This is a genomic window from Enterobacteriaceae bacterium Kacie_13, from assembly GCA_013457415.1.
GTDB lineage: Bacteria > Pseudomonadota > Gammaproteobacteria > Enterobacterales > Enterobacteriaceae > Rahnella.
On the sequence record CP045665.1, the window covers coordinates 4127305 to 4149293 of the forward strand.

Here is a 21989-nt window from a genome sequence, read left to right on the forward strand (position 1 = left end):
CGCTCAGAATCCTCCAGAAGAAATGGATTTGCCTATGATTCATCCATATATTTGGGCTAAACTGCCCACGCTCTTGTAAAGGTTTTATTAACGAACCGTTATCCATCCTAGATTCAGGGAACGTGTTATGAAAACGTTAGGCGAATTTATTGTTGAAAAACAGCAAGACTTTCCTCATGCAACCGGTGAGCTCACCGCCTTGCTCTCAGCAATAAAACTCGGCGCTAAAATCATTCACCGTGACATCAACAAAGCGGGTCTGGTTGATATTCTTGGTACCAGCGGCGCAGAAAATGTTCAGGGCGAAGTACAGATGAAACTTGATCTGTATGCGAATGAGAAGTTAAAAGCAGCCATGAAAGCGCGCGGCGAAATTGCAGGCATCGCGTCTGAAGAAGAAGATGAAATTGTCATTTTCGAGGGCGAACGCGCTGAAAATGCAAAATACGTCATTTTGATGGATCCACTCGATGGTTCCTCAAATATCGACGTTAATGTCTCCGTCGGTACTATCTTTTCCATTTATCGTCGTACCACGCCACTCGGCCAGTCCGTGACCGAAGCCGATTTCCTGCAACCGGGCAACCGTCAGGTCGCCGCCGGGTATGTGGTTTACGGCTCTTCAACAATGCTGGTTTACACCACCGGCGTTGGCGTTCATGCCTTTACTTATGATCCTTCTCTCGGTGTCTTCTGCCTCTCCCATGAAAAAGTCCGCTACCCGTCCACCGGCAGCATGTACTCGATCAACGAAGGCAACTACATCAAATTCCCGCTCGGCGTAAAAAAATACATCAAATATTGTCAGGAGCAGGACGAAGCCACGCTGCGCCCTTACACCTCGCGTTACATCGGTTCTCTGGTAGCAGATTTCCACCGTAACCTGCTGAAAGGCGGCATTTATATTTACCCAAGCACGGCAACCCATCCGAACGGCAAACTCCGTTTGTTGTACGAATGCAACCCGATGGCGTTTCTGGCTGAACAGGCCGGTGGCAAAGCCAGCGACGGCAAAAACCGCATTCTGGATATCATTCCGCAGAAACTGCATGAACGCGCGCCGTTCTTCGTCGGTAACAGCTCAATGGTGGAAGATGCAGAACGCTTTATCGCACAGTTCCCTGATGAATAATCTTTGCCCTACAAAAAACATCAAAGAATGAACGTGATACCTCTGTAACTTAGCGTTGACCCAACGTAAAAAGGTGGCTTTATGAGCCACCTTTTTTATTGCGTACAGAATCACACTTCCGCGTTTAATCGTGCTCAGCGCGGTTGAGCTTAAACACTGCCATGCTTTCCGCCAGCAGCTGCGCCTGCTCCTCAAGAGAACGCGTTGCCGCCGTCGCCTGCTCGACTAACGCGGCGTTCTGTTGTGCGACCTGATCCATCTGGGTGATCGCGATATTCACCTGCTCAATGCCGTGTGTTTGCTCGGTCGTAGCGATAGAGATTTCACGCATCAGACTGGTCACGCGCGTCACTTCGCTGGAGATTTCGAGCATCGTCGCAGCGGCAGACTTCACCATGTTCGAACCTTCCGACACCCGACTTTCCGAATCCCCAATCAGCTCTTTAATCTCTTTGGCCGATTGCGCGCTGCGCTGCGCCAGACTACGTACTTCGCCTGCGACGACGGCAAAACCTCGCCCTTGTTCACCGGCACGCGCAGCTTCAACCGCTGCGTTCAGCGCCAGAATGTTGGTCTGGAAGGCAATGCCATCGATCACTGTGATAATGTCGCCGATGCGCTTCGAACTGTCGGTAATACCCTGCATCTTGTCCATCACCTGATTGACCACCTGACTGCCCTTGGCGGCGATAGATGAAACGCTTTGCGCCAGCTGATTGGCCTGTTCAGAGTTTGCAGCGTTCATGCGAACCGTGGAAGTCAGCTGTTCCATACTCGCTGCAGTTTCCTCGAGCGAAGCGGCGGACTCTTCCGTGCGCTGCGCAAGATGCACATTTCCGGCCGCCAGCTCACGGGAGCCGACATCAATCTGATTTCCTGCATCGCGGACGCGGCCCACCGACAGCACCAGTGAATCCTGCATTTGTTTCATCGCTTTCAGCAGGCGTCCCATCTCGTTGTTATGAGAATCGTCAATTTCGTGAGTCAGATCGCCTTTGGCAATGTACTCCAACTGAGCGATGGAAAACGTCAGCGGATGCATGATCAGTTTCTGCAACGCAAACCACGCCAGTATCGCAATCGTCAGAGCGACGATGAAAGCCACAGCGATAATGGTCAGCTGAATACGTGCCTGCGCGCGCGCCTGCTCAATACGTTGATTGGTGTTATCCACCGCATAGGCGCGGAAGTCGGTCAGCGCTTTGTCGTAGGCATTGCTGTACGGGGTGATTTTGTTTTCCAGCACGTCGTAATAGCTGTCAGCGCTTTGCGACTGGAGAGCCTGAAGAACAGGCATCAATCCATTGGCTTTGTATGCATCGTAGGTTTTTTTCACCGCGGCTGATAAATCTCTGCCGCGCGGGGTCTCGTCCTCGATGCTCACGAATTTCGCCAACTCGGCATCCGCCTGTTTGATATAACCCGCGATTCGATCGGTTGTCGCTTTTGCATCGTCCATCATGCCGATTTCCAGCTGACGAACGGCTACTCCGCTGGCGACCCGGGTACGTAACGAGTAACTGTAGCTGTCAGCCAGCGAACCTAACTCCTCGCCCTGAAGCTGATTAATCTTTTGCAGTGATGTGGCACTTTGCCTGATGGCATTGGCGCCCAGCACGCTCACCAGCAGTAAAATCAGGGTCATAAACACTAACAGGCCGATCAGACCGGCCTTTACGCTCAGCTTATTCAACATACGGTGTTATCCAGTGATTCAGGTGAAAAGGAGAAATGCATATCGCGGTAGGGGTCAGGTTCAGCCTGACTTTTATTTGAATAGAGTTATCGGCAATTGACTGAAATTCTTGATAAGAAAAGCAAAAACAGGCAGTTACACGGTGAAAGGGCTTAGACGTAAATTTTACTGCCGGCAGGCCAGTTTTTATGACCACGCAACAGCAGGTCGTACCGGAAAATACGAATGCGACATTCAGAGAAAAGGACGGGAATTCACGGGAGACTTGGCTATAATGTGCGGCACTCTATTCCTGGTTCAATTAAGGAAACCAACCATGAGCTTACTGAATGTACCTGCTGGCAAAGACATGCCAGAAGATATCTACGTTGTTATCGAAATCCCGGCAAATGCTGATCCGATCAAATACGAAGTAGATAAAGACACCGGCGCACTGTTCGTAGACCGTTTCATGTCTACAGCAATGTTCTACCCGTGCAACTACGGTTACATCAACCACACTCTGTCTCTGGATGGCGACCCGGTTGACGTTCTGGTGCCAACGCCATATCCACTGCAACCGGGTTCTGTGATCCGTTGCCGCCCGGTTGGTATGTTGAAAATGACCGACGAAGCAGGCGAAGATGCGAAACTGGTTGCCGTTCCGCACACCAAACTGAGCAAAGAATACGATCACATCAAAGATGTGAACGACTTGCCAGAGCTGCTGCGCGGCCAGATCACCCACTTCTTCGAGCAGTACAAAGCGCTGGAAAAAGGCAAATGGGTGAAAGTTGACGGCTGGGCTGATGCTGCTGCCGCGAAAGAAGAGATCGTCGCTTCATTCGAACGTGCTAAAAACAAGTAATTGATCCTGTAAATCATTGCTTGCTCTGTACGAAAAAGAACACCGCCAGATGGCGGTGTTCTTTTATGTATTATACGTTGATACACAACGTTTATTTTTCGACGATCTTGCTCATATCACTCACTACACCGCGTCGTTACGCTTCACCCAGTCCCCACCTTCTATTCTCGGCACACCATCCAGTGAGCGAATATAGAGATAAATCCAGGCGCTGCCGTACGGCGTCGAAATCAGCTCGCGACGATAATCTTTCGTATTACTCTTCAGTTCATCCAGCTCGGCTAAGATAGACGAGGTTATGCGGTAAACTTCGCAGTAGACCTTTCCTTCCCCTGGAATCACAGCAGGATAGTGCCCCAGATTATAGAGCGCATATCCTTCCAGCTCATGGTCACCCAACCATTGAGCGTTCGTCATCCAATGACTGTTGCCTTGCTTGCGTCGCAGACTACCGTAAACAATTATTCGCATGTTTATATTCGTATAGTAAAAGTCACATGAATTAGAACTCAAACTGATAGAGCAAATCCAATGCCTGATCGATGCCCGATACCGCCTGCAGGTAAAGCTTCGGCATCAACCTATAGCGTAAAGTGAGTGTTGCCAGTGAGTCGAAAATCCCGACGCCATATTTCACCTGTAAACCGGGTAAAACATAGCCGCTGACCACCACCTGGGAGCTGTCTCCCACGCCCTGAGTATCCAGTGCCAGATTGCTGACACCAAACGCCTCGCCGATTTTACCCACAAGTTTACCACTTTGTGCAACCCCCAACCCGATAAGTGCTGAGGTCATTGCCCCGCTGTCACCGCCAGAATTGTCTAATCCCTGCCCGCGAAGCAGGTAGGACAAGGCTTCTTGCTGTGACATCGCCGGATCCGAGAATATTTCAAGTTTCGGTGCATCGGCCTCGCCGGTGACCCTTAAACCCGCCACAACGTCATTTTCTGTCGCATCCGGATTACGGATCGCTTCCAGATTCAGCAGTGGCTGGTCCGCCGGGCCGGAGAATAACAGCTGGCCTTTACGTACGATCAGATCCTGTCCGTACGCGTGGAAACGGCCAGAAGGAATGTTGATCTGACCGTTCAGGCCGAGACCGCGGCTGTCCTGTGCGACTTTCAGCGCACCTTCGAGACGGGCTTTCAGGCCGAACGCATCCAGACGCACATCTTTGCCGATATTCACCATCAGATTGCTGTTGATCGGGATCGAGGCCGTGGCCGGTTTGATCGGCTGACGCTGGTCGTTAAGCATCACTTCGTCAGACGACACGCCAACTGCGCTTTCCGGCAACTCCTGCACCGTAATACGCGCCCACGGGATATCGACTGAGCCGTTGAGCGAGAATAACTGCGGTGTGGCATCGAACACCAGATCCGGTGATACGTCCAGACGCACCATCGGCGGCACGGAAACACGTACCCGATCGCCACGCGCCGCAATCCGGGCGCGCCAGGCATTCAGCTCGCTCCAGTCAGCGTTACCGTTAAGCTCCAGCTGGCCGTGCGCGGTTTTGATCACCCCTTCCATCAGCGATGACATACCGTTGAAATTAATGTTGATATTGGCGTCGGTAATATCAAATGGCATGAACTGGCCGTCGAAATCGACGCCGCTCAGCGCCAGTTTGCCGAATACCTGCGGTTTCTGCGCATCGCCGCCTAATCGCAGATTGGCGTTGAGAATACCAGAGACTTTCTCGCCGTCCATCAGTGCCGGTTGCAACAGCGCCATCGAGATGCGGGTGATATTGACGTTACCGCCGAGAGTGCGTTTACCCTGCGGATCGGCAATCTGAATATTGCCATCCAGCTGGCCGTTGTTGGCAATGCGAATCAGCCAGTCGAGCGTTGCGCGGCCATTGTTCAGACCGGCATTCAGGTTCAGCGTATCGAACGCAACCGGCAGCGGACTTCCCTGCACCAGTTGCTGAACCTTCACACCTTTACCGACGAGCGAAACGCTGGCCTGCGGCAATCCGCCATCAGCTTTCCAGCTCACGTCAGCCTTCCCACTGAAAACACCGCTGAGCTGCGTGTCATCGGTCAGGAAGGGTTTGATCATCGCCAGATCGAAGCGATTTAGCACCACGCTCGCCTGCCCGCTGGCACCGGCATCAATGGTTTTCGGTACGCACAGACTGGCATTTGGATTCTGCCAGCAATGTGGGCCGACGGTGATACGTTGCTCTTTGTTGAAATAATCCAGCGCGATAGAACGGTTAAGACGCCATTCGCCGACCGGCGTATCGAACAACGTATTGTTGACGGTGCCTTTCCATTCTTCTGTCGCGCGGTCAAAACTGCCGCTCAGCGCCAGACGGCCCGAAACCGGTTTGCCATCGACCCGGAGCGTCAGCTGATGCTGCTTCTCGTTGCCTTTGGCCTCCAGATTGATATCGGTGATATCCAGCGCATCCTGTTTAAGTTGCTGAATGCGCACCGCCAGATTGCCCTGAATCTGGTCGGTGGAACTGACGTCACCTTTCACATCTACACGGCGGATAGTCAGTGCCTGCCATTTCAGACCGGTCGCCGTCAGATCAGCCAGTAGCTTCGGCGCTTTCAGGTCACCGCGCAGTTGCAACATCCCTTTCGCCACTCCGCCCAGCCCTGGCAGTGCGCCGTCGAGATGCGGTGCATCGACTTTGGCGTCCAGATCCCAGGTATCGCTGAGTTTGCCTTTCACATCCAGATTATTGCGACCCAGTTCGACATGCAGCTGAGGAATATCCCACTGCCCGTAACTGTTGCCGCGCAGATTGCCCTGCGCTTTGACGGCATTTTGCTTAACATTGCCGTTCAGCTCCAGTACCGGTACTTGTACCTGCCAGGTGCCACCGTAGAGGCTGCCGCGCGTGGCGATTTTGCCCTGCAACTTTGCAGGCCAGTCCGGCCATTGTTTGGCAGTGTTAATACCGGTCAGCTTCAGTTCACTGTTCCAGCTAATGGCTTTGCTCCAATCCACCACGCCGGTCAGGTCGGTATTTCCCTCCAGCGCCGCCAGCCGCAACAGCGTCAGCCTGAATTGCTCCACGTTACCCTTACCGTCCAGCGTCAACGTGGCTGGCGGGATCTGATCACCTTTAAAATCGGCGCGCAGTGACAGCGCGTAATCCGTCGCTTTACCGCTGAAGTTCAGCTTAAAGCCTTTGACCTGATACTGCGGCGTACCGACCAGCGGCCACTGCAAGGCGTCACTGGTGAGCCTGAGGTCGACAGGCAAACCAGCCTCAGCCAGCTGAGTTTGCAAGGCAAGTTGTGCACGCACCGGGCCGGAAAGATTAAGACCGACGTTCAGTTTGTCGCGCAGACCGCCCGCGACCTTCAGTTTGATCTTTTCACCTTTTACCGGATCGACGTTCACGGCGGTATTGATGGTCATGTCCACCGGCCAGTTTTGATTCAGCGTCGCCTGCCCTATCCCGTCCAGCGAGCCCTGCGGCGAACGGATCATCAATTTATCGAGCTTAACAATCTGATCCTGAGTACTGGCTTTTAGTTCGAATCGGGTGATAAGTACGTCGGTATCACCGGTCAGCCGCAGATTTTCAGCGGTAATTTGCTGAATATCCAGATCAACCGGCAGACGGTAATCCGGTAACTCAGGCAGCAGCGGTTTGGCGAACAATTCCTGCAACGTTTCACCCAGCGGCTTTTCCGGCACCACGGCAACAGGTTCGGCCGGTTTGCCGGTGGCTTTCTCCACTGCTTTATCCTGCGCGGCCTGCACCACATCCGGTAACGGGTTGACCGGGGTTTTCGGCAGAGCGATCAGTAATCCGCCGATCTGGGTTGGCATCAACTGGATGGCGCGGCCTTCCCAATGGGCGCCGGTGCGGAAAGACGCCAGAGAAATCGCGCGATCGTCCAGCGTGACATTGATGTTTTCCAGCGTCAGGACGCGTAACGTGATTGGGTAAGGCGTGCTGAGATTAGTCAGCGGCTCGCTGTTTTCGGGTTCTGGTTGCGGCTGCGCGGGCGTCATTTCTTTGGTGTTCACCACCACGTTGACGTCTTTGACCCGCAGCGCATTTACGCACAGCGCGCTGTTTTTCAGGCAGGAGAAATCGAGGGAGAGATGAAACTCTCCGGCTTTGACATCTACGCCCGGCATTTCGTAATGCACGCCTTTGAGCGTCAGATCGCGCCATCCGCCTTCGGTGCTGGCAATATTCAGCCCCGGTACAAAGCGGTTAGCGCCGTTGATCATCAGATGCAGGCCAGTTTGCGTTCCGACCAGAAAGGCCACCAGGCCAATTAACAGCATCAGGAAGATCAAAAACCCCAGACAGACTTTCTTAAATAAACTCATAATTCCGGACCCAAACCGATGTAAAACTGCAATCCATGCTCATCTTTATCGCCAACAGGTGCGGCGACATCCAGTTTCACCGGGCCGATCGGTGAAGCCCAGCGCACCCCTACACCCGCGCCGGTTTTGAAATCGTTTTTCGTGATGTCATTCACCGCTTCGCCGGAATCGACGAACACAGCGCCCCACCATTTTCCGGTGACGTTGTACTGATATTCCAGCGAGCCGGTGCCCAGATACGACGCACCGGTGAGTTTGCCTTCATCGTCGCGTGGAGAAATGGATTTGTATTTGTAGCCGCGAATACTGCGGTCACCACCGGCGAAGAAGCGTAAGGACGGCGGCACACGTTCGAAATCGTTGGTTTCGATCCAGCCAATGTTACCGCGCATAACAAACCGGTGTTTGTCTTCAAGCGTGCGGATCCATACGTTCTGCGCCTGAACCACGGCAAAATCAACGTCTGAGCCCCAGGTCGTATCGGAGACATCCAGAGAGTAACGCTGAGAATCCCCCCAGGTCGGCATCAGGCCGCCACGCTGACGTGTACGGTTGAGGCTGACGCCCGGATAAAGCAGCATCGTGGTGTTAGTGACGCTGCCCTGCGTAAAGTGGTCAAGGCTCCAGCGCAAATTCACCGCGTGTTGCCAGCCGCTGGAGAGATCCCAATAGCGCGCCAGATTGACGGTGGTGGAATCTGAATTGGTATCGTTGAGGTCTTCGCGTTTGAAACCGCCCTGCACCAGATAATATTGTTCGAGAGGGGATTTCAGCAGCGGGATTTTATAGCTCAGATCTAAAGACTGTTCCGGCCCCGAAAGCGTGGTCGAGGTTTCAAAGCTGTGGCCACGATCGTTGACCCACGGTTTTTTCCAGTTGGCCGTGACGCGCGGGCCAATATCTGTGGAATATCCGACACCGGTTTCGATTGTGTTTTCGGTGCGCGGCGAAACCAGCGCATTCAGCGGCAACGTTTTACTGACTTTAGCATCGGTAAAATCAGGTGAGACCACTACGGAGTTGAACCAGCCCGTCGCAGACAGGCGACGGTTCAGCTCAGCCAGCTGCGCAGAGGTGTAATAATCACCTTTGTGGAACGGCACCAGATTTTGCAGATAATCATCCCGGATCTGCGAGCCCTGATAATGCACGTCGCCAAAGCGGTAACGCTGTCCGCTATCAAACTGAATATCCCAGAACGCTTTGTGTTCATCTTCGATGACACCCAGCTGGCTTTTCAGCATGTTAGCGTCGAAGTACCCTTTGCGCAGTGCCACACCAGTAAGGGAACTTTTAAAGTGTTCGTAGGTTCCGTGGTTGAGAATGGTGCCCACGGCGGGGACCTGAGTTTCTTTCAGTTTTTCGAATTCGTTATCTTTATCTGCCTGCCCGGTGATCACCACCGTCGTTCCGGCGATTTTGACCGGTGTACCCGGCGTCACTTTTGCAATCAGTACCGGACGTCCCGGTGGGGGCGTCTCACGGTAGTCAAAATCAATTGTCGGGGAATAATAGCCCAGCGGCCGCAGACCTTGCTCAATCGCGGCACTGACGCGCGCACGAAACCGACCATTCGCCCCGACTTCATCGCTTTCGATAGAAGACAAACGCACGCGAACGTTTTTTTCCAAATCGCCATCCAGGCCTTCCAGCTGCAAACGTACTTTCGCTGCCATGGAAAGTGAGGGGGCGAGCAGTACACATAACAAACCCAGTTCACGATATCGTGGCACACGCACTCCTGCTAATTTTGCTGTCCTGTTAAAATTTCAGATGCCCGCCGGAAAAAATCCGCCCATCTTTGGCAGATTCAGCTTTTAATGTCTGATGAAGGCAGTTTAGTGCCAATCCCATGAAAATGTTCAACGACGGCGCAACGTTCCCCGTATTGTGTGCAAAGACGCAATCAGATACAACTAAGAGTGACCCGTTGGTCATTAATCTCTGTTACTAATTTTGTTCACTAATGCAACAAATGGAGTCTCCCGTGGTGCAACTTTCCGACAAAACGCATGTTGTAAATCAAGAAGATGCGTTACCTGGCCGTACAACACCGATGCCAGTGGCAACGACTCACGCCGTAAATGGACATTCGATGACGTATGTTCCTGACAATATGGAAGTCGCGGTTTTTGCGATGGGATGCTTCTGGGGCGTAGAGCGTCTGTTCTGGCAACTGGAAGGGGTTCACAGCACGGCAGCCGGTTACAGCGGCGGTTTCACCCCGAACCCGACTTATCGTGAAGTGTGCAGCGGCCAGACCGGCCATGCGGAAGTGGTGCGCGTGGTCTTTGACCCTTCGGTTATCAGCTACGCGAAGCTGTTGCAGATTTTCTGGGAAAATCATGACCCGGCGCAGGGTATGCGTCAGGGCGGCGATATCGGCACACAGTACCGTTCAGCGTTATATGTGCTGAGCGCAGAGCAACAGGATCAGGCGCTGGCCAGTCTGGCAAGTTTCCAGCAGGCGATGGACGACGCGAACGACAAGCGCACCATCACCACTGAAATCACCGAGGCCCTGCCGTTCTATTATGCGGAGGACGATCATCAGCAATATCTGTTTAAAAATCCGGAAGGTTACTGCGGTTTAGGCGGAATTGGTGTCTGTCTGCCACCGCAATAATGCGGGATTTTTAAGCGCTGGCGGCGGTCTCAGTGCTGCTGCTATACTATCCGGGTCACAAATGTGGCCCATTAAAATTATTTCTGGCAATTATCTTTGTTTTTTTCATCCTTAATGCTTCTTTCTTCTGAACTGACTTTTAATCTGAGATTAAAATGACGTTGAGCTGAGTCATCAATAAGCAGCAAAAATAATGAGTGCCTTTCCCTGCCGGTTTACACCGGTGTTAAACGGATAGATTATGTTAAACAGTATCTTACTGATTCTTTTACTTATCGCGATCAGTGCCTTTTTCTCGCTTTCAGAGATATCGCTGGCCGCTTCCCGCAAGATAAAACTTAAACAGTTGGCAGACGAAGGAAACGTCAATGCCTCTCGCGTAATGAAACTACAGGAAACCCCTGGCCTGTTCTTCACCGTGGTACAGATCGGCCTGAATGCCGTCGCCATCCTCGGTGGTATTGTCGGCGATGCCGCTTTCTCCCCAGCGTTCCAGTCCTTCTTTATTCGTTTCATGTCGCCAGAAATGGCGGATCAAATCAGCTTTATCTGCTCCTTCGTGCTGGTCACCAGTCTGTTTATTCTGTTCGCTGACCTCACTCCGAAGCGCATCGGTATGATTTCACCTGAATCGGTTGCGGTCCGTATAGTCAACCCGATGCGTTTCTGCCTGTTGGTGTGCCGCCCGATGGTGTGGTTCTTCAACGGAATGGCGAACATGATTTTCCGCCTGTTCAAATTGCCGATGGTGCGTAACGACGACATCACCTCTGATGACATTTATGCCGTAGTGGAAGCCGGTGCACTGGCCGGTGTGTTACGAAAACAGGAACATGAGCTGATTGAAAACGTGTTCGAACTTGAATCGCGCACAGTGCCATCGTCAATGACCTCACGCGAGAGCGTGATTTTCTTTGATCTGCGCGAAAGCGAAGAGAGCATTAAAGAGAAGATTTCCACGCATCCGCACTCGAAATTTCTGGTCTGCGACGGTCATATCGATCAGGTCGTGGGTTATGTTGACTCGAAAGACTTACTGAACCGCGTGCTGGGCAATCAGAGTTTAATGCTGAGCAGCGGCGTGCAGATCCGCAACGCATTGATCGTGCCGGATACGTTGACGCTGTCCGAAGCGCTCGAAAGCTTTAAAGCCGCCGGAGAAGACTTCGCGGTGATCCTCAACGAATACGCGCTGGTGGTCGGTATTATCACGCTCAACGACGTCATGACGACGCTGATGGGCGATTTAGTCGGTCAGGGTATGGAAGAGCAGATTGTAGCCCGTGACGAGCATTCGTGGCTGATCGAAGGCGGTACGCCAATCGAAGACGTAATGCGCGTGCTGCATATCGAAGCGTTCCCGCAGAACGGCAATTATGAAACCATCGGCGGTTTCATGATGTTCATGCTGCGTAAAATCCCTAAGCGTACGGACTTCGTGAAATTCTCTGGCTACAAATTTGAAGTGGTTGATATCGACAGCTACAAGATTGACCAGCTGCTGGTGACGCGCATTGTCGATCAGCCCGTCGCCCCTCTGTTGCCAAAAACGCCGCAGGAAATTAAAGACGAGAAGAAAGCGCAGGCACAGTCTTAACGATAAAACCGCGCGGTTTGCCGAATGCCAGAAACACGAACGGCCCCTTTCAGAGGGGCCGTTTTTTTTGCGCCTGCTGCGCCAGATGGGCGTCAGCGACTACGCGCAGGGCGTTTAGCCCATTTCTGTCTGCAAATGCATAACCTGACGGTTAACTTCAGACATCACGCTAAAGTGGCGCTTATCACGAACCTTCGGCAACAGAATTTTGCCTTGGTCAAACTCAAAAGCGCCGACGTCTTTGATATACAAACGTCCACGGAACAGTGTCTTGACGTACTTCGCGACTTTCATCGGATTGTAACGCTGGAAGATTCTCATTTTTCTACTTTTCTCCGTTAAATCACTGCATGCGCCGGCCACGTCGCAAGGCGACAGATACCGGAACAGAAAAAGGAACAATTGCAGTGATGAGACATATAACATAGCAGGGCACTCAGGTATTGCCAGTGTATTTAACTGCTTTTACATTGCTTTTCAGTATTGTCTTAAGCCCTGACACTTGTTGGCAGTATAACCCTGCTTTATGTGTCAATTTTGTAACCAGCAACACAAATTTAACAACTCAACAGGACAGACCACTTAAGCCATCCTATGCTTGGCGGGTCTGCCCTTTTGTGCCCCGGAGAATGTATGCTTCTAAGAAGTCTGTGTGTGATCAGTTTTATGACATTTTCGCTTTTTGCATCGGCCCATAACTTTACCCTCGGCCAGCGTGTCGCCCCCGTCGGCGTCGATGATAAAGGCGAACTGAACGACGTCAACGACACGTTCAGCTACACCAAATGGAACAGTGCCAGACTGCCGGGAAAAGTGCGTATCGTGCAGCATATGGCGGGAAGAAGCAGTGCCAAAGCACTGAACGAACCATTGATTGAAGCCATCAAGTCGGCGAATTTGCCGCATGATCGTTATCAGACGACGACCATCGTCAACATTGACGATGCTATTATCGGCACCAGCCTGTTTGTGCGTAAAAGCATTGAAAGCGGCAAGCGGGAATTCCCATGGTCGCAAATCATTGTCGACAGTAACGGTGTGGTGAAAAAGGCGTGGCAGCTGCAACCGGAAAGCTCAGCAGTGGCGGTGCTGGATAAAAACGGCGTGATTAAATTCGCTAAAGACGGGCAGCTTTCAGCGCAGGAAGTACAGCAGGTGATTACGCTTGTGGATAAGCTGGTCAAAGAATAGTGACATAAAAAATCCCGGCTTCAACGCCGGGATTTGCATTTACCAGGCTGGATTTAGAACAACGAAACCCGAAAGCCTGGATTGAGGAAGGATTCACGCGGCGTATACAGCAGGGTCTGCCCCGTCCAGTCATTGACTTTCGCACCGGCAGCAATCGCCACCGCATGCCCGGCACCGGTGTCCCAGATATTGGTCGGCCCGAAGCGCGGATAAAGCTGAGCGGAACCTTCTGCCACCAGACAGAATTTCAGCGAAGATCCTACTGAAATTGTCTGATGCTCGCCAAGCTGCGCCAAATAATCTTTCAGTTCCTGATCGTTGTCATAATGCGAACGGCTCACCACCACCAGCGGCGGATGCGCTTCGCTGACGTTAATTTGACGACGTTCACCCTGATCTTCTTTCCAGGCTTTGCCTTCCGCCGCACTGTACATCACTTTGGTCACCGGCACATACACCACACCCAGCACCGGCACGCCGTCTTCGATAAGCGCAATATTCACGGTGAATTCGCCGTTACGCTTGAGGAACTCTTTGGTGCCATCCAGCGGATCGACCAGCCAGTAACGCGTCCAGCCCTGACGCTCGATCCAGCTTTGCGGATCTTCTTCCGACAGCATCGGCGTCTGCGGATCCAGTTTTTGCAGACCGGCTTTGATCACGTCATGCGCGGCGATATCTGCCGCAGTCACCGGTGAATCATCTTTTTTCTGACGGGCGTCGAGCGGCTGTTCGCCGTCGTACACCGCCATAATGGCATCGCCTGCCTCGCGCGCCAGCTGACAAATTTGCTCTAACATTTTCACCCTCGATGCATTCACTCTTATTGCTCAAGCCTAGTTTTTTTTACTCGGAATAGCCATCCCGGAATGTTATCAACCTGTCACTTACGCCGCGTCAGGACGTCATAAAGGTGTTACATCTCACATTTATTTATGACAACTGATTACATTCTCAGCGAATTTTGAGATACATATCCGGTTTTTCTATTCCGGGCATAACCCTTTTTCTGGAGGCAAGGCAATGAATAAGCGTCATCTGACGTTATCCCTGTTGGCAACGCTGGTCGCATTACCGGCGTACGCATCACAGGTGGATCTGCGCATCATGGAAACCACGGATCTGCACAGCAACATGATGGACTTCGACTATTACAAAGATAAACCGACCGAAAAATTTGGGCTCGTGCGTACTGCCAGCTTGATCCACGCGGCACGTAACGAAGTCACTAACTCTGTGCTGGTAGACAATGGCGACATCATTCAGGGCAGTCCGCTGGGCGATTACATGGCGGCGAAAGGGCTGAAAAAGGGCGACGTACATCCGGTGTATCTGGCGATGAATACGCTCGATTATGCAGTCGGCAACCTGGGTAACCACGAATTCAACTACGGGTTGGATTATCTGAAAAAAGCGCTGGCGGGGGCGAAATTCCCTTATGTGAATGCCAACGTCATTGACGATAAAACCGGTAAACCATTGTTCACGCCGTTTCTCATCACCGATAACGCCCTAAAAGACCGCGAGGGTAAAACCCATAATCTGCGCATCGGCTATATCGGCTTCGTACCGCCGCAAATCATGGTCTGGGACAAGGCCAATCTGCAAGGCAAAGTGACCGTTGCGGATATCACCGAAACGGCCAAAAAGTGGATCCCGGAAATGCGTAAACAGGGTGCAGACATCATTGTCGCCATTCCTCACTCAGGCCTGTCTGGTGATCCGTATAAAACCATGGCGGAAAACTCGGTCTATTACCTGAGCGAAGTGAAAGGCATCGACGCCATCATGTTCGGCCATGCCCACGCCGTCTTCCCGAGCGAAGAGTTTGCCAGCATCAAAGGTGCCGATATCAAACAGGGTACGCTGAACGGCATTCCAGCCGTGATGCCGGGCATGTGGGGCGATCATCTGGGTGTTGTCGATATGGTGCTGAACAACGATAACGGCAGCTGGAAAGTCGAAACTGCCAAAGCTGAGGCGTGGCCGATTTACGACAAAGAGCAGAAGAAATCGCTGGCACCAGAAGACCAGGATCTGGTGAAAGTGCTCGCGCCGTCCCATGACGCCACGCGCGAGTTCGTCAGCAAACCGATCGGTAAATCGACCGACAACATGTACAGCTATCTTGCGCTGGTGCAGGATGATCCGACGGTGCAGATCGTTAACAACGCGCAAAAAGCCTATACCGAGCACTTCATTCAGGGTGATCCGGATCTCGCGGGTCTGCCGGTGCTGTCGGCCGCTGCGCCATTTAAGGTCGGCGGACGTAAAAACGATCCAGCCAGTTTTGTCGAAGTGGAAAAAGGTGATCTGACGTTCCGTAACGCGGCGGATTTATATCTTTATCCGAACACGCTGGTGGTAATGAAGGTCACCGGCCAGGAAGTGAAAGACTGGCTGGAATGCTCGGCCGGTCAGTTCAATCAGATAGATGTAAACAGTACCAGGCCGCAGTCGCTGATCAACTGGGATGGCTTCCGTACTTATAACTTCGATGTGATCGACGGCGTGAATTACCAAATTGATGTCAGCCAGCCAGCGAAGTACGACGGTGAATGTACGCTCATCAACAAAGATGCCGAACGTATTAAAAACCTGACCTACAACGGTAAGCCGATCGACCTTAAAGCGACCTTCCTGGTCGCGACCAATAACTACCGCGCTTACGGTGGGAAATTCGCTGGCACCGGCGACAAGCACATCGCCTTTGCGTCGCCGGATGAAAACCGTTCCGTGGTCGCGGCGTATATCAGCGCCGAAACTAAAAAGCACGGCGCAGTAACGCCAACCGCTGACAACAACTGGAAGCTTGCGCCGATCAAGGCTTCGCAACCGCTTGATATCCGATTCGAAACCTCTCCGGGTGACAAAGCAGCGGCCTTCATTAAATCTCACGCTCAGTATCCGTTAACCGCTAAAGGAACGGATGCCATCGGCTTTGAAATTTATCAGGTCAATTTGCAGAAATAAGCCCCTTCTCCAACGCCCCGTCCGGGGCGTTTTTTCTCCTGTACTTCCTTTGAGCTATAGCGCCGCCTTAAACATGTATTTATAATGCATGTTATAAGATTTATTCATTTAACGAGGCTTCATCATGGACTATCGCGACCAACCTCTTGGCGCTCTGGCTGTTGCCATTCCCCGCGCCACCCGTTTATTCCGTCAATACGATCTGGATTTCTGCTGCGGTGGCAAACAAACATTGCTGCGAGCCGTTACCAAAAAGGAGCTGGATATCGATATTATCGAGCGGCAACTGGCAGAAATCGCTCAGGAGCCGGATACCTCGGCAGACTGGAAAACGGCGCCGCTGGCTCAAATCATCGATTTCATCATTCCACGCTATCACGACAGGCACCGTCAGGATCTGCCTGAACTGGTACTGATGGCAGAAAAAGTCGAACGCGTTCACGGCGACAAAGCGCCCTGCCCGCACGGTCTGGCGGCCCAGTTACAGATGATCCTCGACGAACTGACCAGCCATATGATGAAGGAGGAGCAGATTTTGTTCCCGATGATCCGTGGCGGAATGGGACGTCAGGCGGCCGGTCCGATATCTGTCATGGAACGTGAGCATGATGATGCGGGTGAGATCCTCGAAGAGATCAAACGTCTGACAGATAACGTGACACCGCCGGAAGGTGCCTGTGTGACCTGGCGTGCGCTGTATGCGGGGATCAACGAATTCATCACCGACCTGATGGAGCACATCCATCTTGAAAATAACCTGCTGTTCCCGCGGGCATTGCGCGGAGAGTAAACCAGCGTTTCCATAAACTCCGGACGTAAAAAAGGGCGCATCTGCGCCCTTTTCATTTCTGAGTTCCGTCGGAAATTACAGAATTTCCAGCAGCTCAACCTCGAAGATCAGTGCGCTGTATGGAGGGATGGAAGCGCCCGCACCACGTTCGCCGTAGGCCAGGTTATAAGGGATATACAGCTCCCACTTGGAACCAACCGGCATCAGAGTCAAGGCTTCGATCCAGCCTGCGATCACACCGTTAACCGGGAATTCTGCCGGTTCGCCGCGCTGCACGGAACTGTCGAACACGGTACCGTCGATGAGTTTACCAGTGTAATGAACGCGTACGCGATCCTGACGGCCGGGGATAGTGCCTTCGCCCTGTGTAATCACAGAGAATTGCAGACCGGATTCGGTGCTGCTCACGCCTTCACGCTGTGCGTTCTGAGCGAGGAATTCCTGTCCCTGAACGGCCAGTGCTTCCTGACGTTCACGACGGACAGAATCAGCACGTTCATGGACTTCGCGCAGTGCACGGTGAACCACGTCTACAGGAACGGCTGGCGTGTTCCCTTCCAGCGCGTCACGTAAGCCTGCCAGCAGTGCGTCAGGCTCTAAGCCCTGCAAACCTGATTCCTGCAACTGTTGACCGACCTGCAGGCCGATGCCGTAACTTGCCTGCGCTTCTACGCTGTCAAATGAAGGGGTAGTCATGAATTTTCCTTAGCTCTTAAAAATGTCGAAGGCGCAGCATAGCAGCGCAGAGCTTTTGGGTAAAATCCTCTCTGAGGCAACATGACGGCGGACGCAGTTCATTCCACTTTTCGATAAATTTTTCGCATTTGTCGCCATTCAAGCCATCGTTTGAATGATATTTATGCTTTGTCCCTTTCCGCATCAAGCAGTTAAACGGCTATACTAGGCAGCAACAGACAGTCGAAAATGCGACAGTTAACAAGAGAGGTCGTCATGGGCAGAATCCCGCCCAGGAGAAGGAAAGCCATCCGTATTTATCAACCCATGTTGAGATCCTGGATTGCCATTATGAAAAGGCCAATGCGAGACACGACAGCGCAGAGTGAAAGCGAAAGCGAAGAAATGAGCGGGCAACCTGAAACGCGTCCTTCTGCTGCCTCCAAAAGCAAAACGCTGTTGAATAAAATCTGGCACCTGAGCGACGGCTTCCACTGGATGTCGCCACTGCCTTATGCCCATCGTCGCGGTATTATCATCAGCGTGCTGGTGATCCTTATTGCCCTGCTGTGGCCGTATACGCCGGAAAACACCTATGCCCCTTCGCAACTGCAACAGCCGGCCAGCATTCCGATGCAGGCTGATTTGCGTAACGATCAGGGCCGCACCACGCAGATGGCGCAGCCTGAACCTGTTCAACCTCAGGCGAACGACAACAGCGCCACATGGCGTAGTTATCAAGTGCAGTCAGGTCAGACGCTGGCGCAGCTGTTCCGCGATAACAACATGGCCGTTAACGATGTGTTTTCGATGGCGCGGGTTGAGGGCGCGGAGAAACCGCTGAGTACGTTGAAAACCGGACAGGAAGTGAAGATTCAGCGCGATGCGCAAGGTGTCGTGAAGGCGTTACAGGTCACGACCGAACAGAACGTTACGGTAACGTTTGTCCGTCAGTCTGATGGCAGCTTCCAGCGCGAAAACTGATACTCCTGTCAGAGCGTTTCTTCGATATAACATTTTCCCTTTCGCAGAAATGCAAAACGCCGGCACAAGGCCGGCGTTTCAGGGTTACCTTCAGCGTTATTACGCTTCTGGAACCACAACGACATTCAGTTTAGCGAATACGTCGCTGTGTACCTGGAACTCAACTTCGTGTTCACCAGTGGTACGCAGAACGCCATTCGGCAAACGAACTTCGCTTTTTGCAACTTCAACGCCAGCTGCAGTCACTGCATCAGCAATATCGCGAGTACCGATAGAGCCGAACAGTTTGCCTTCGTCGCCTGATTTAGACGCGATGGTGACTGAACCCAGTTCGTTGATTTTAGTTGCACGAGCTTCAGCAGCGTTCAGAACGTCAGCCAGTTTGGCTTCCAGTTCTGCACGACGTGCTTCGAAGAACTCAACGTTTTTCTTGGTAGCAGGAACAGCTTTGCCCTGTGGTACCAGGAAGTTACGAGCGTAGCCCGCTTTAACGTTAACTTGATCACCCAGGCTGCCCAGGTTTGCTACTTTATCAAGCAGAATAACTTGCATTACCTTAACCTCTCAAAGTCGTTTATGGACAGTGGCCTATTACTGATGACGATCAGTATATGGCAACAAAGAAAGGTAGCGAGCGCGCTTGATACAACGAGCGAGCTGACGCTGGTATTTTGCACGAGTACCGGTAATACGGCTCGGAACAATTTTACCGCTTTCGGTAACGTAGTTTTTCAGCGTAGCGATATCTTTGTAATCAATCTCTACAACGCCTTCCGCGGTGAAACGGCAGAACTTGCGACGACGGAAATAACGTGCCATTAGGCTAGTCTCCAGAATCTATCAATTCAATCTGCTCGGCATGTAACACCACTTTGTTCAGTCCATTGCGCCCTTGATGGCAACTAATGAAACCAGAAACAGTGAGTTGCGTGCCGACCGTTATACTGTGAGTTAATGCTTGTGACGCTTGTCCACTGACAACCACAGGCATTCTGCACCATGTTTGTCGGTTAAATCCGGCCTCCTGCTGCTGCGAGCGATGCTCTAGCACGAACTGACAGTGAGGAATGCCCGAAGGACTGACTTTACGAATGGGGGTCTTGCACACTGTGCCGGACAACACCAGACGATTCGCCGTCACGGCAATTACTCTTCAGAATCCCCAGCTTCAGCATCATCATTAGCTTCGGCGAAATCTTCACGACGATCACGACGTTCGTCTTTCGCTTTAACCATTGGAGATGCTTCAGTTACCGCGTGTTTAGTACGCATAACCATGCTACGGATAACGGCGTCGTTGAAGCGGAAGTTTGTTTCCAGCTCATCGATCGCTTCCTGCGGGGCTTCAACGTTCAGCAGAACGTAGTGAGCTTTGTGCAGTTTGTTGATCGGGTAAGCCAGTTGACGGCGGCCCCAGTCTTCCAGACGGTGAATCTGACCAGCAGCGTTAGTGATTACTGCACTGTAACGCTCGATCATGCCCGGAACCTGTTCGCTTTGGTCAGGGTGTACCATAAATACGATTTCGTAATGACGCATAGAATTGCTCCTTACGGATTATTCAGCCTCCTGTCAGGGTCAACCGCGGCCCATGGAAGCAAGGAACGTGTTATGTGTGCGGTCGAAAAAATGACGGGGAATTATATGTACAGCCCAAGCGAAACTCAAGGAGAAAGACAGATTAATTTCTCTACAGCTTTTGCGCAAAGAATGCAGTGGCTTCTGAGAGCGCATGCACCGTCACTTTATGCTTCGCTTCGGACTCAGAAATGAACGTCAGATGGCTATCCGCGCCGCTGCCCGCAAGCTCCTGTTGCAACCGTAAACTTTCACCAAACGGCACCACATCATCCTGCTCGCCATGCCAGACAAACAACGGTTTACCGGCGATCAACGCCGCTTTCCCGGTGATATCGAGGCTAAGTAATGGCGCTAATTCGCGTTCAAAAACCTCGCGCTGTGCTCCCTCACCGAGAGTGAAGGCCGGGAAAAGGTGATGCGATAACCGCGAGAAGTAGCCCGAGCCCATCAGGTTCGCCGCGACTTTTATCCAGGGGAATCTCACCAGCGCGGCCATAGTTGTCATGCCGCCCATCGATACTCCACCGACGCCAAGACGCTCTGCATCCGCCAGGCCACGTCCGACAAACACGTCCTTTAGGACCGCCAACTCTTCCACGTTGTTTTGCAGAATGCGCCAGAAGTGCGCCACACATTTTGCCTCGTCGCTCTCGGCGCGAGCACCGTGCATGATCGCATCAGGCAGAATTACGCGAAAACCGGCCTTCGCCAGCGTATAGCCAAAATAGGAGTAGATCTCTTTTGAGGATAAAAAGCCGTGATAGAAAAAAATCGTCGGGAGCTGCTGCTGATATTGTCCGGCAGGCACCGCATGAATAACCTGGATCCCTTCAATATTTTCTTCGTACATCTCAACCATCTGATACCTCTTTCGCACATGCTGGAAAAGAAAACCACCTGAATATGTTTATTCATTTTACTGGCTGGAAATTGGGCGACCAGACCTTTTTCGTATGATTTATAACCTGTTATATAAACATACTGAAACCGGTGGGTTTAGCTTAAAAAAATCATATTTTCATTATTATTTTATTGATTTATAGCGATTTTTGTTGATATCACCAAAGATATACGCCGATATGCGCGCGAAGATCCTGTCAAAACGCATCGGCGAGCAGAAGTGTCATCTTTCGCAGCTGGTTAGCGTGTTTAAGATTTCCGAACGTTAAGACGTGAGTCGCGCGGCAATAAACGCCGCGCAGACTCGCCAGCGTACCGCTGAAAAGGCTACACTCAGTGTATTGCCCTCTTACCGGATATCACGATGAAATCCCTCCGAATCCCCGCTGCGCTGCTGTTACTGGCGGCACTGAGCGGTTGCAGTAATCTGATGCAAACTACCCCGGTTCCACCGCCCGCGCCGACGGCTAAAGCACAGGAAGTCACTCGTGCTCAAACTTCTACGCTGACCAAAATAGGCAGCGTCACTGCGGATGTGATTGGCAGCCCGATGGACGCCGAAGCAGAAATCCAGCGCAAAGCCGATGCGGCGGGTGCACGTTATTATGTGATCATGTTTAACAGCGAAACCATTGTGCCCGGTCGCTGGTACTCACAAGCCACGCTGTATCGTTAAACG

General features: G+C 52.2%; 21 protein-coding genes. 9 read left to right on the forward strand and 12 right to left on the reverse strand.

Annotation, left to right across the window (positions count from 1 at the left end):
* Positions 1-127 precede the first annotated feature (127 nt).
* Positions 128-1132 (forward strand): class 1 fructose-bisphosphatase, encoded by a 1005-nt coding sequence (locus GE278_18880; protein ID QLK62693.1) that lies wholly within the window; start codon positions 128-130, stop codon positions 1130-1132.
* A gap of 124 nt (positions 1133-1256) precedes the next feature.
* Here the strand turns inward: GE278_18880 and GE278_18885 are convergent, their stop codons facing one another.
* A complete protein-coding gene (locus GE278_18885; GenBank protein ID QLK62694.1) occupies positions 1257-2828 on the reverse strand; it encodes a HAMP domain-containing protein in 1572 nt (523 codons plus the stop codon).
* A 316-nt stretch (positions 2829-3144) separates the two neighbouring features.
* Between GE278_18885 and GE278_18890 the strand changes: the two genes are divergently transcribed.
* A complete protein-coding gene (locus GE278_18890; GenBank protein QLK62695.1) occupies positions 3145-3675 on the forward strand; it encodes an inorganic diphosphatase in 531 nt (176 codons plus the stop codon).
* A gap of 123 nt (positions 3676-3798) precedes the next feature.
* Here the strand turns inward: GE278_18890 and GE278_18895 are convergent, their stop codons facing one another.
* Genes GE278_18895 through GE278_18905 form a run of 3 tightly spaced genes read right to left on the reverse strand, consistent with a single transcriptional unit; the run spans position 3799 to position 9726 of the window.
* On the reverse strand, positions 3799-4146 hold the full coding sequence (locus tag GE278_18895; protein ID QLK62696.1) for a gamma-glutamylcyclotransferase: 348 nt from the start codon (positions 4144-4146) through the stop codon (positions 3799-3801).
* 31 nt (positions 4147-4177) lie between these two features.
* The gene (locus GE278_18900; protein ID QLK62697.1) at positions 4178-7993 is read right to left on the reverse strand and encodes a translocation and assembly module TamB; all 3816 of its coding nucleotides are present in this window, start codon (positions 7991-7993) and stop codon (positions 4178-4180) included.
* Positions 7990-9726, reverse strand: coding sequence for a BamA/TamA family outer membrane protein (locus GE278_18905; GenBank protein ID QLK62698.1), 1737 nt, complete (start codon positions 9724-9726; stop codon positions 7990-7992). Before GE278_18905 ends, GE278_18900 begins: the two co-directional genes overlap by 4 nt.
* Before the next feature lie 257 nt (positions 9727-9983).
* Here GE278_18905 and msrA point away from each other — a divergent pair, with 257 nt between their 5' ends.
* Together msrA and GE278_18915 are read left to right on the forward strand one after the other, a co-directional pair.
* Positions 9984-10619: a peptide-methionine (S)-S-oxide reductase MsrA gene (msrA, locus tag GE278_18910; protein QLK63349.1), complete on the forward strand. Its 636-nt coding sequence runs from the start codon at positions 9984-9986 to the stop codon at positions 10617-10619.
* Positions 10620-10860: 241 nt separating this feature from the next.
* Positions 10861-12216: a DUF21 domain-containing protein gene (locus GE278_18915; GenBank protein QLK62699.1), complete on the forward strand. Its 1356-nt coding sequence runs from the start codon at positions 10861-10863 to the stop codon at positions 12214-12216.
* Between the two features lie 114 nt (positions 12217-12330).
* Here the strand turns inward: GE278_18915 and GE278_18920 are convergent, their stop codons facing one another.
* Entirely contained in the window at positions 12331-12537 is a 207-nt protein-coding gene (locus GE278_18920) for a DUF1107 family protein (protein QLK62700.1), read from the reverse strand.
* Between the two features lie 312 nt (positions 12538-12849).
* On the opposite strand from GE278_18920, the gene GE278_18925 reads away from it, so the two are divergent.
* On the forward strand, positions 12850-13407 hold the full coding sequence (locus GE278_18925; GenBank protein QLK62701.1) for a YtfJ family protein: 558 nt from the start codon (positions 12850-12852) through the stop codon (positions 13405-13407).
* Between the two features lie 53 nt (positions 13408-13460).
* Here GE278_18925 and cysQ read toward each other — a convergent pair whose 3' ends face one another.
* The gene (gene cysQ, locus GE278_18930; protein QLK62702.1) at positions 13461-14207 is read right to left on the reverse strand and encodes a 3'(2'),5'-bisphosphate nucleotidase CysQ; all 747 of its coding nucleotides are present in this window, start codon (positions 14205-14207) and stop codon (positions 13461-13463) included.
* A gap of 223 nt (positions 14208-14430) precedes the next feature.
* Between cysQ and GE278_18935 the strand changes: the two genes are divergently transcribed.
* Complete coding sequence (locus tag GE278_18935) at positions 14431-16380, forward strand: bifunctional 2',3'-cyclic-nucleotide 2'-phosphodiesterase/3'-nucleotidase (protein QLK62703.1); 1950 nt, start codon at positions 14431-14433, stop codon at positions 16378-16380.
* Between the two features lie 124 nt (positions 16381-16504).
* Complete coding sequence (gene ytfE, locus GE278_18940) at positions 16505-17170, forward strand: iron-sulfur cluster repair protein YtfE (GenBank protein ID QLK62704.1); 666 nt, start codon at positions 16505-16507, stop codon at positions 17168-17170.
* A 75-nt stretch (positions 17171-17245) separates the two neighbouring features.
* Here the strand turns inward: ytfE and GE278_18945 are convergent, their stop codons facing one another.
* On the reverse strand, positions 17246-17866 hold the full coding sequence (locus GE278_18945; protein QLK62705.1) for a peptidylprolyl isomerase: 621 nt from the start codon (positions 17864-17866) through the stop codon (positions 17246-17248).
* A 255-nt stretch (positions 17867-18121) separates the two neighbouring features.
* Between GE278_18945 and GE278_18950 the strand changes: the two genes are divergently transcribed.
* Positions 18122-18829 carry an Opacity-associated protein A domain protein gene (locus GE278_18950; protein QLK62706.1) on the forward strand — a complete coding sequence of 236 codons (708 nt, stop codon included), beginning with the start codon at positions 18122-18124 and terminating at the stop codon, positions 18827-18829.
* Between the two features lie 99 nt (positions 18830-18928).
* Here GE278_18950 and rplI read toward each other — a convergent pair whose 3' ends face one another.
* The 5 genes from rplI to GE278_18975 form a co-directional block, all read right to left on the reverse strand.
* On the reverse strand, positions 18929-19381 hold the full coding sequence (gene rplI, locus GE278_18955; protein QLK62707.1) for a 50S ribosomal protein L9: 453 nt from the start codon (positions 19379-19381) through the stop codon (positions 18929-18931).
* A 39-nt stretch (positions 19382-19420) separates the two neighbouring features.
* Positions 19421-19648, reverse strand: a complete 228-nt coding sequence (gene rpsR, locus GE278_18960; GenBank protein ID QLK62708.1) for a 30S ribosomal protein S18 — start codon at positions 19646-19648, stop codon at positions 19421-19423.
* A gap of 4 nt (positions 19649-19652) precedes the next feature.
* On the reverse strand, positions 19653-19970 hold the full coding sequence (gene priB, locus GE278_18965; GenBank protein QLK62709.1) for a primosomal replication protein N: 318 nt from the start codon (positions 19968-19970) through the stop codon (positions 19653-19655).
* Between the two features lie 5 nt (positions 19971-19975).
* Positions 19976-20368, reverse strand: coding sequence for a 30S ribosomal protein S6 (rpsF, locus tag GE278_18970; GenBank protein ID QLK62710.1), 393 nt, complete (start codon positions 20366-20368; stop codon positions 19976-19978).
* Between the two features lie 151 nt (positions 20369-20519).
* Positions 20520-21269, reverse strand: coding sequence for an esterase (locus tag GE278_18975; GenBank protein ID QLK62711.1), 750 nt, complete (start codon positions 21267-21269; stop codon positions 20520-20522).
* A gap of 405 nt (positions 21270-21674) precedes the next feature.
* Between GE278_18975 and bsmA the strand changes: the two genes are divergently transcribed.
* On the forward strand, positions 21675-21986 hold the full coding sequence (bsmA, locus tag GE278_18980) for a biofilm peroxide resistance protein BsmA (protein ID QLK62712.1): 312 nt from the start codon (positions 21675-21677) through the stop codon (positions 21984-21986).
* The last annotated feature ends 3 nt before the right edge of the window (positions 21987-21989 follow it).

Bases quoted from the DNA above. Each gene is read 5' to 3' on its own strand.
- rpsF (QLK62710.1), bottom strand. From the start codon at position 20,368: ATGCGTCATTACGAAATCGTATTTATGGTACACCCTGACCAAAGCGAA.
- GE278_18915 (QLK62699.1), top strand. From the start codon at position 10,861: ATGTTAAACAGTATCTTACTGATTCTTTTACTTATCGCGATCAGTGCC.
- rpsR (QLK62708.1), bottom strand. From the start codon at position 19,648: ATGGCACGTTATTTCCGTCGTCGCAAGTTCTGCCGTTTCACCGCGGAA.
- ytfE (QLK62704.1), top strand. From the start codon at position 16,505: ATGGACTATCGCGACCAACCTCTTGGCGCTCTGGCTGTTGCCATTCCC.
- GE278_18945 (QLK62705.1), bottom strand. From the start codon at position 17,866: ATGACTACCCCTTCATTTGACAGCGTAGAAGCGCAGGCAAGTTACGGC.
- GE278_18895 (QLK62696.1), bottom strand. From the start codon at position 4,146: ATGCGAATAATTGTTTACGGTAGTCTGCGACGCAAGCAAGGCAACAGT.
- GE278_18935 (QLK62703.1), top strand. From the start codon at position 14,431: ATGAATAAGCGTCATCTGACGTTATCCCTGTTGGCAACGCTGGTCGCA.
- GE278_18885 (QLK62694.1), bottom strand. From the start codon at position 2,828: ATGTTGAATAAGCTGAGCGTAAAGGCCGGTCTGATCGGCCTGTTAGTG.
- GE278_18975 (QLK62711.1), bottom strand. From the start codon at position 21,269: ATGGTTGAGATGTACGAAGAAAATATTGAAGGGATCCAGGTTATTCAT.
- GE278_18890 (QLK62695.1), top strand. From the start codon at position 3,145: ATGAGCTTACTGAATGTACCTGCTGGCAAAGACATGCCAGAAGATATC.
- cysQ (QLK62702.1), bottom strand. From the start codon at position 14,207: ATGTTAGAGCAAATTTGTCAGCTGGCGCGCGAGGCAGGCGATGCCATT.
- GE278_18900 (QLK62697.1), bottom strand. From the start codon at position 7,993: ATGAGTTTATTTAAGAAAGTCTGTCTGGGGTTTTTGATCTTCCTGATG.
- rplI (QLK62707.1), bottom strand. From the start codon at position 19,381: ATGCAAGTTATTCTGCTTGATAAAGTAGCAAACCTGGGCAGCCTGGGT.
- GE278_18880 (QLK62693.1), top strand. From the start codon at position 128: ATGAAAACGTTAGGCGAATTTATTGTTGAAAAACAGCAAGACTTTCCT.
- bsmA (QLK62712.1), top strand. From the start codon at position 21,675: ATGAAATCCCTCCGAATCCCCGCTGCGCTGCTGTTACTGGCGGCACTG.
- GE278_18920 (QLK62700.1), bottom strand. From the start codon at position 12,537: ATGAGAATCTTCCAGCGTTACAATCCGATGAAAGTCGCGAAGTACGTC.
- GE278_18950 (QLK62706.1), top strand. From the start codon at position 18,122: ATGGGCAGAATCCCGCCCAGGAGAAGGAAAGCCATCCGTATTTATCAA.
- GE278_18925 (QLK62701.1), top strand. From the start codon at position 12,850: ATGCTTCTAAGAAGTCTGTGTGTGATCAGTTTTATGACATTTTCGCTT.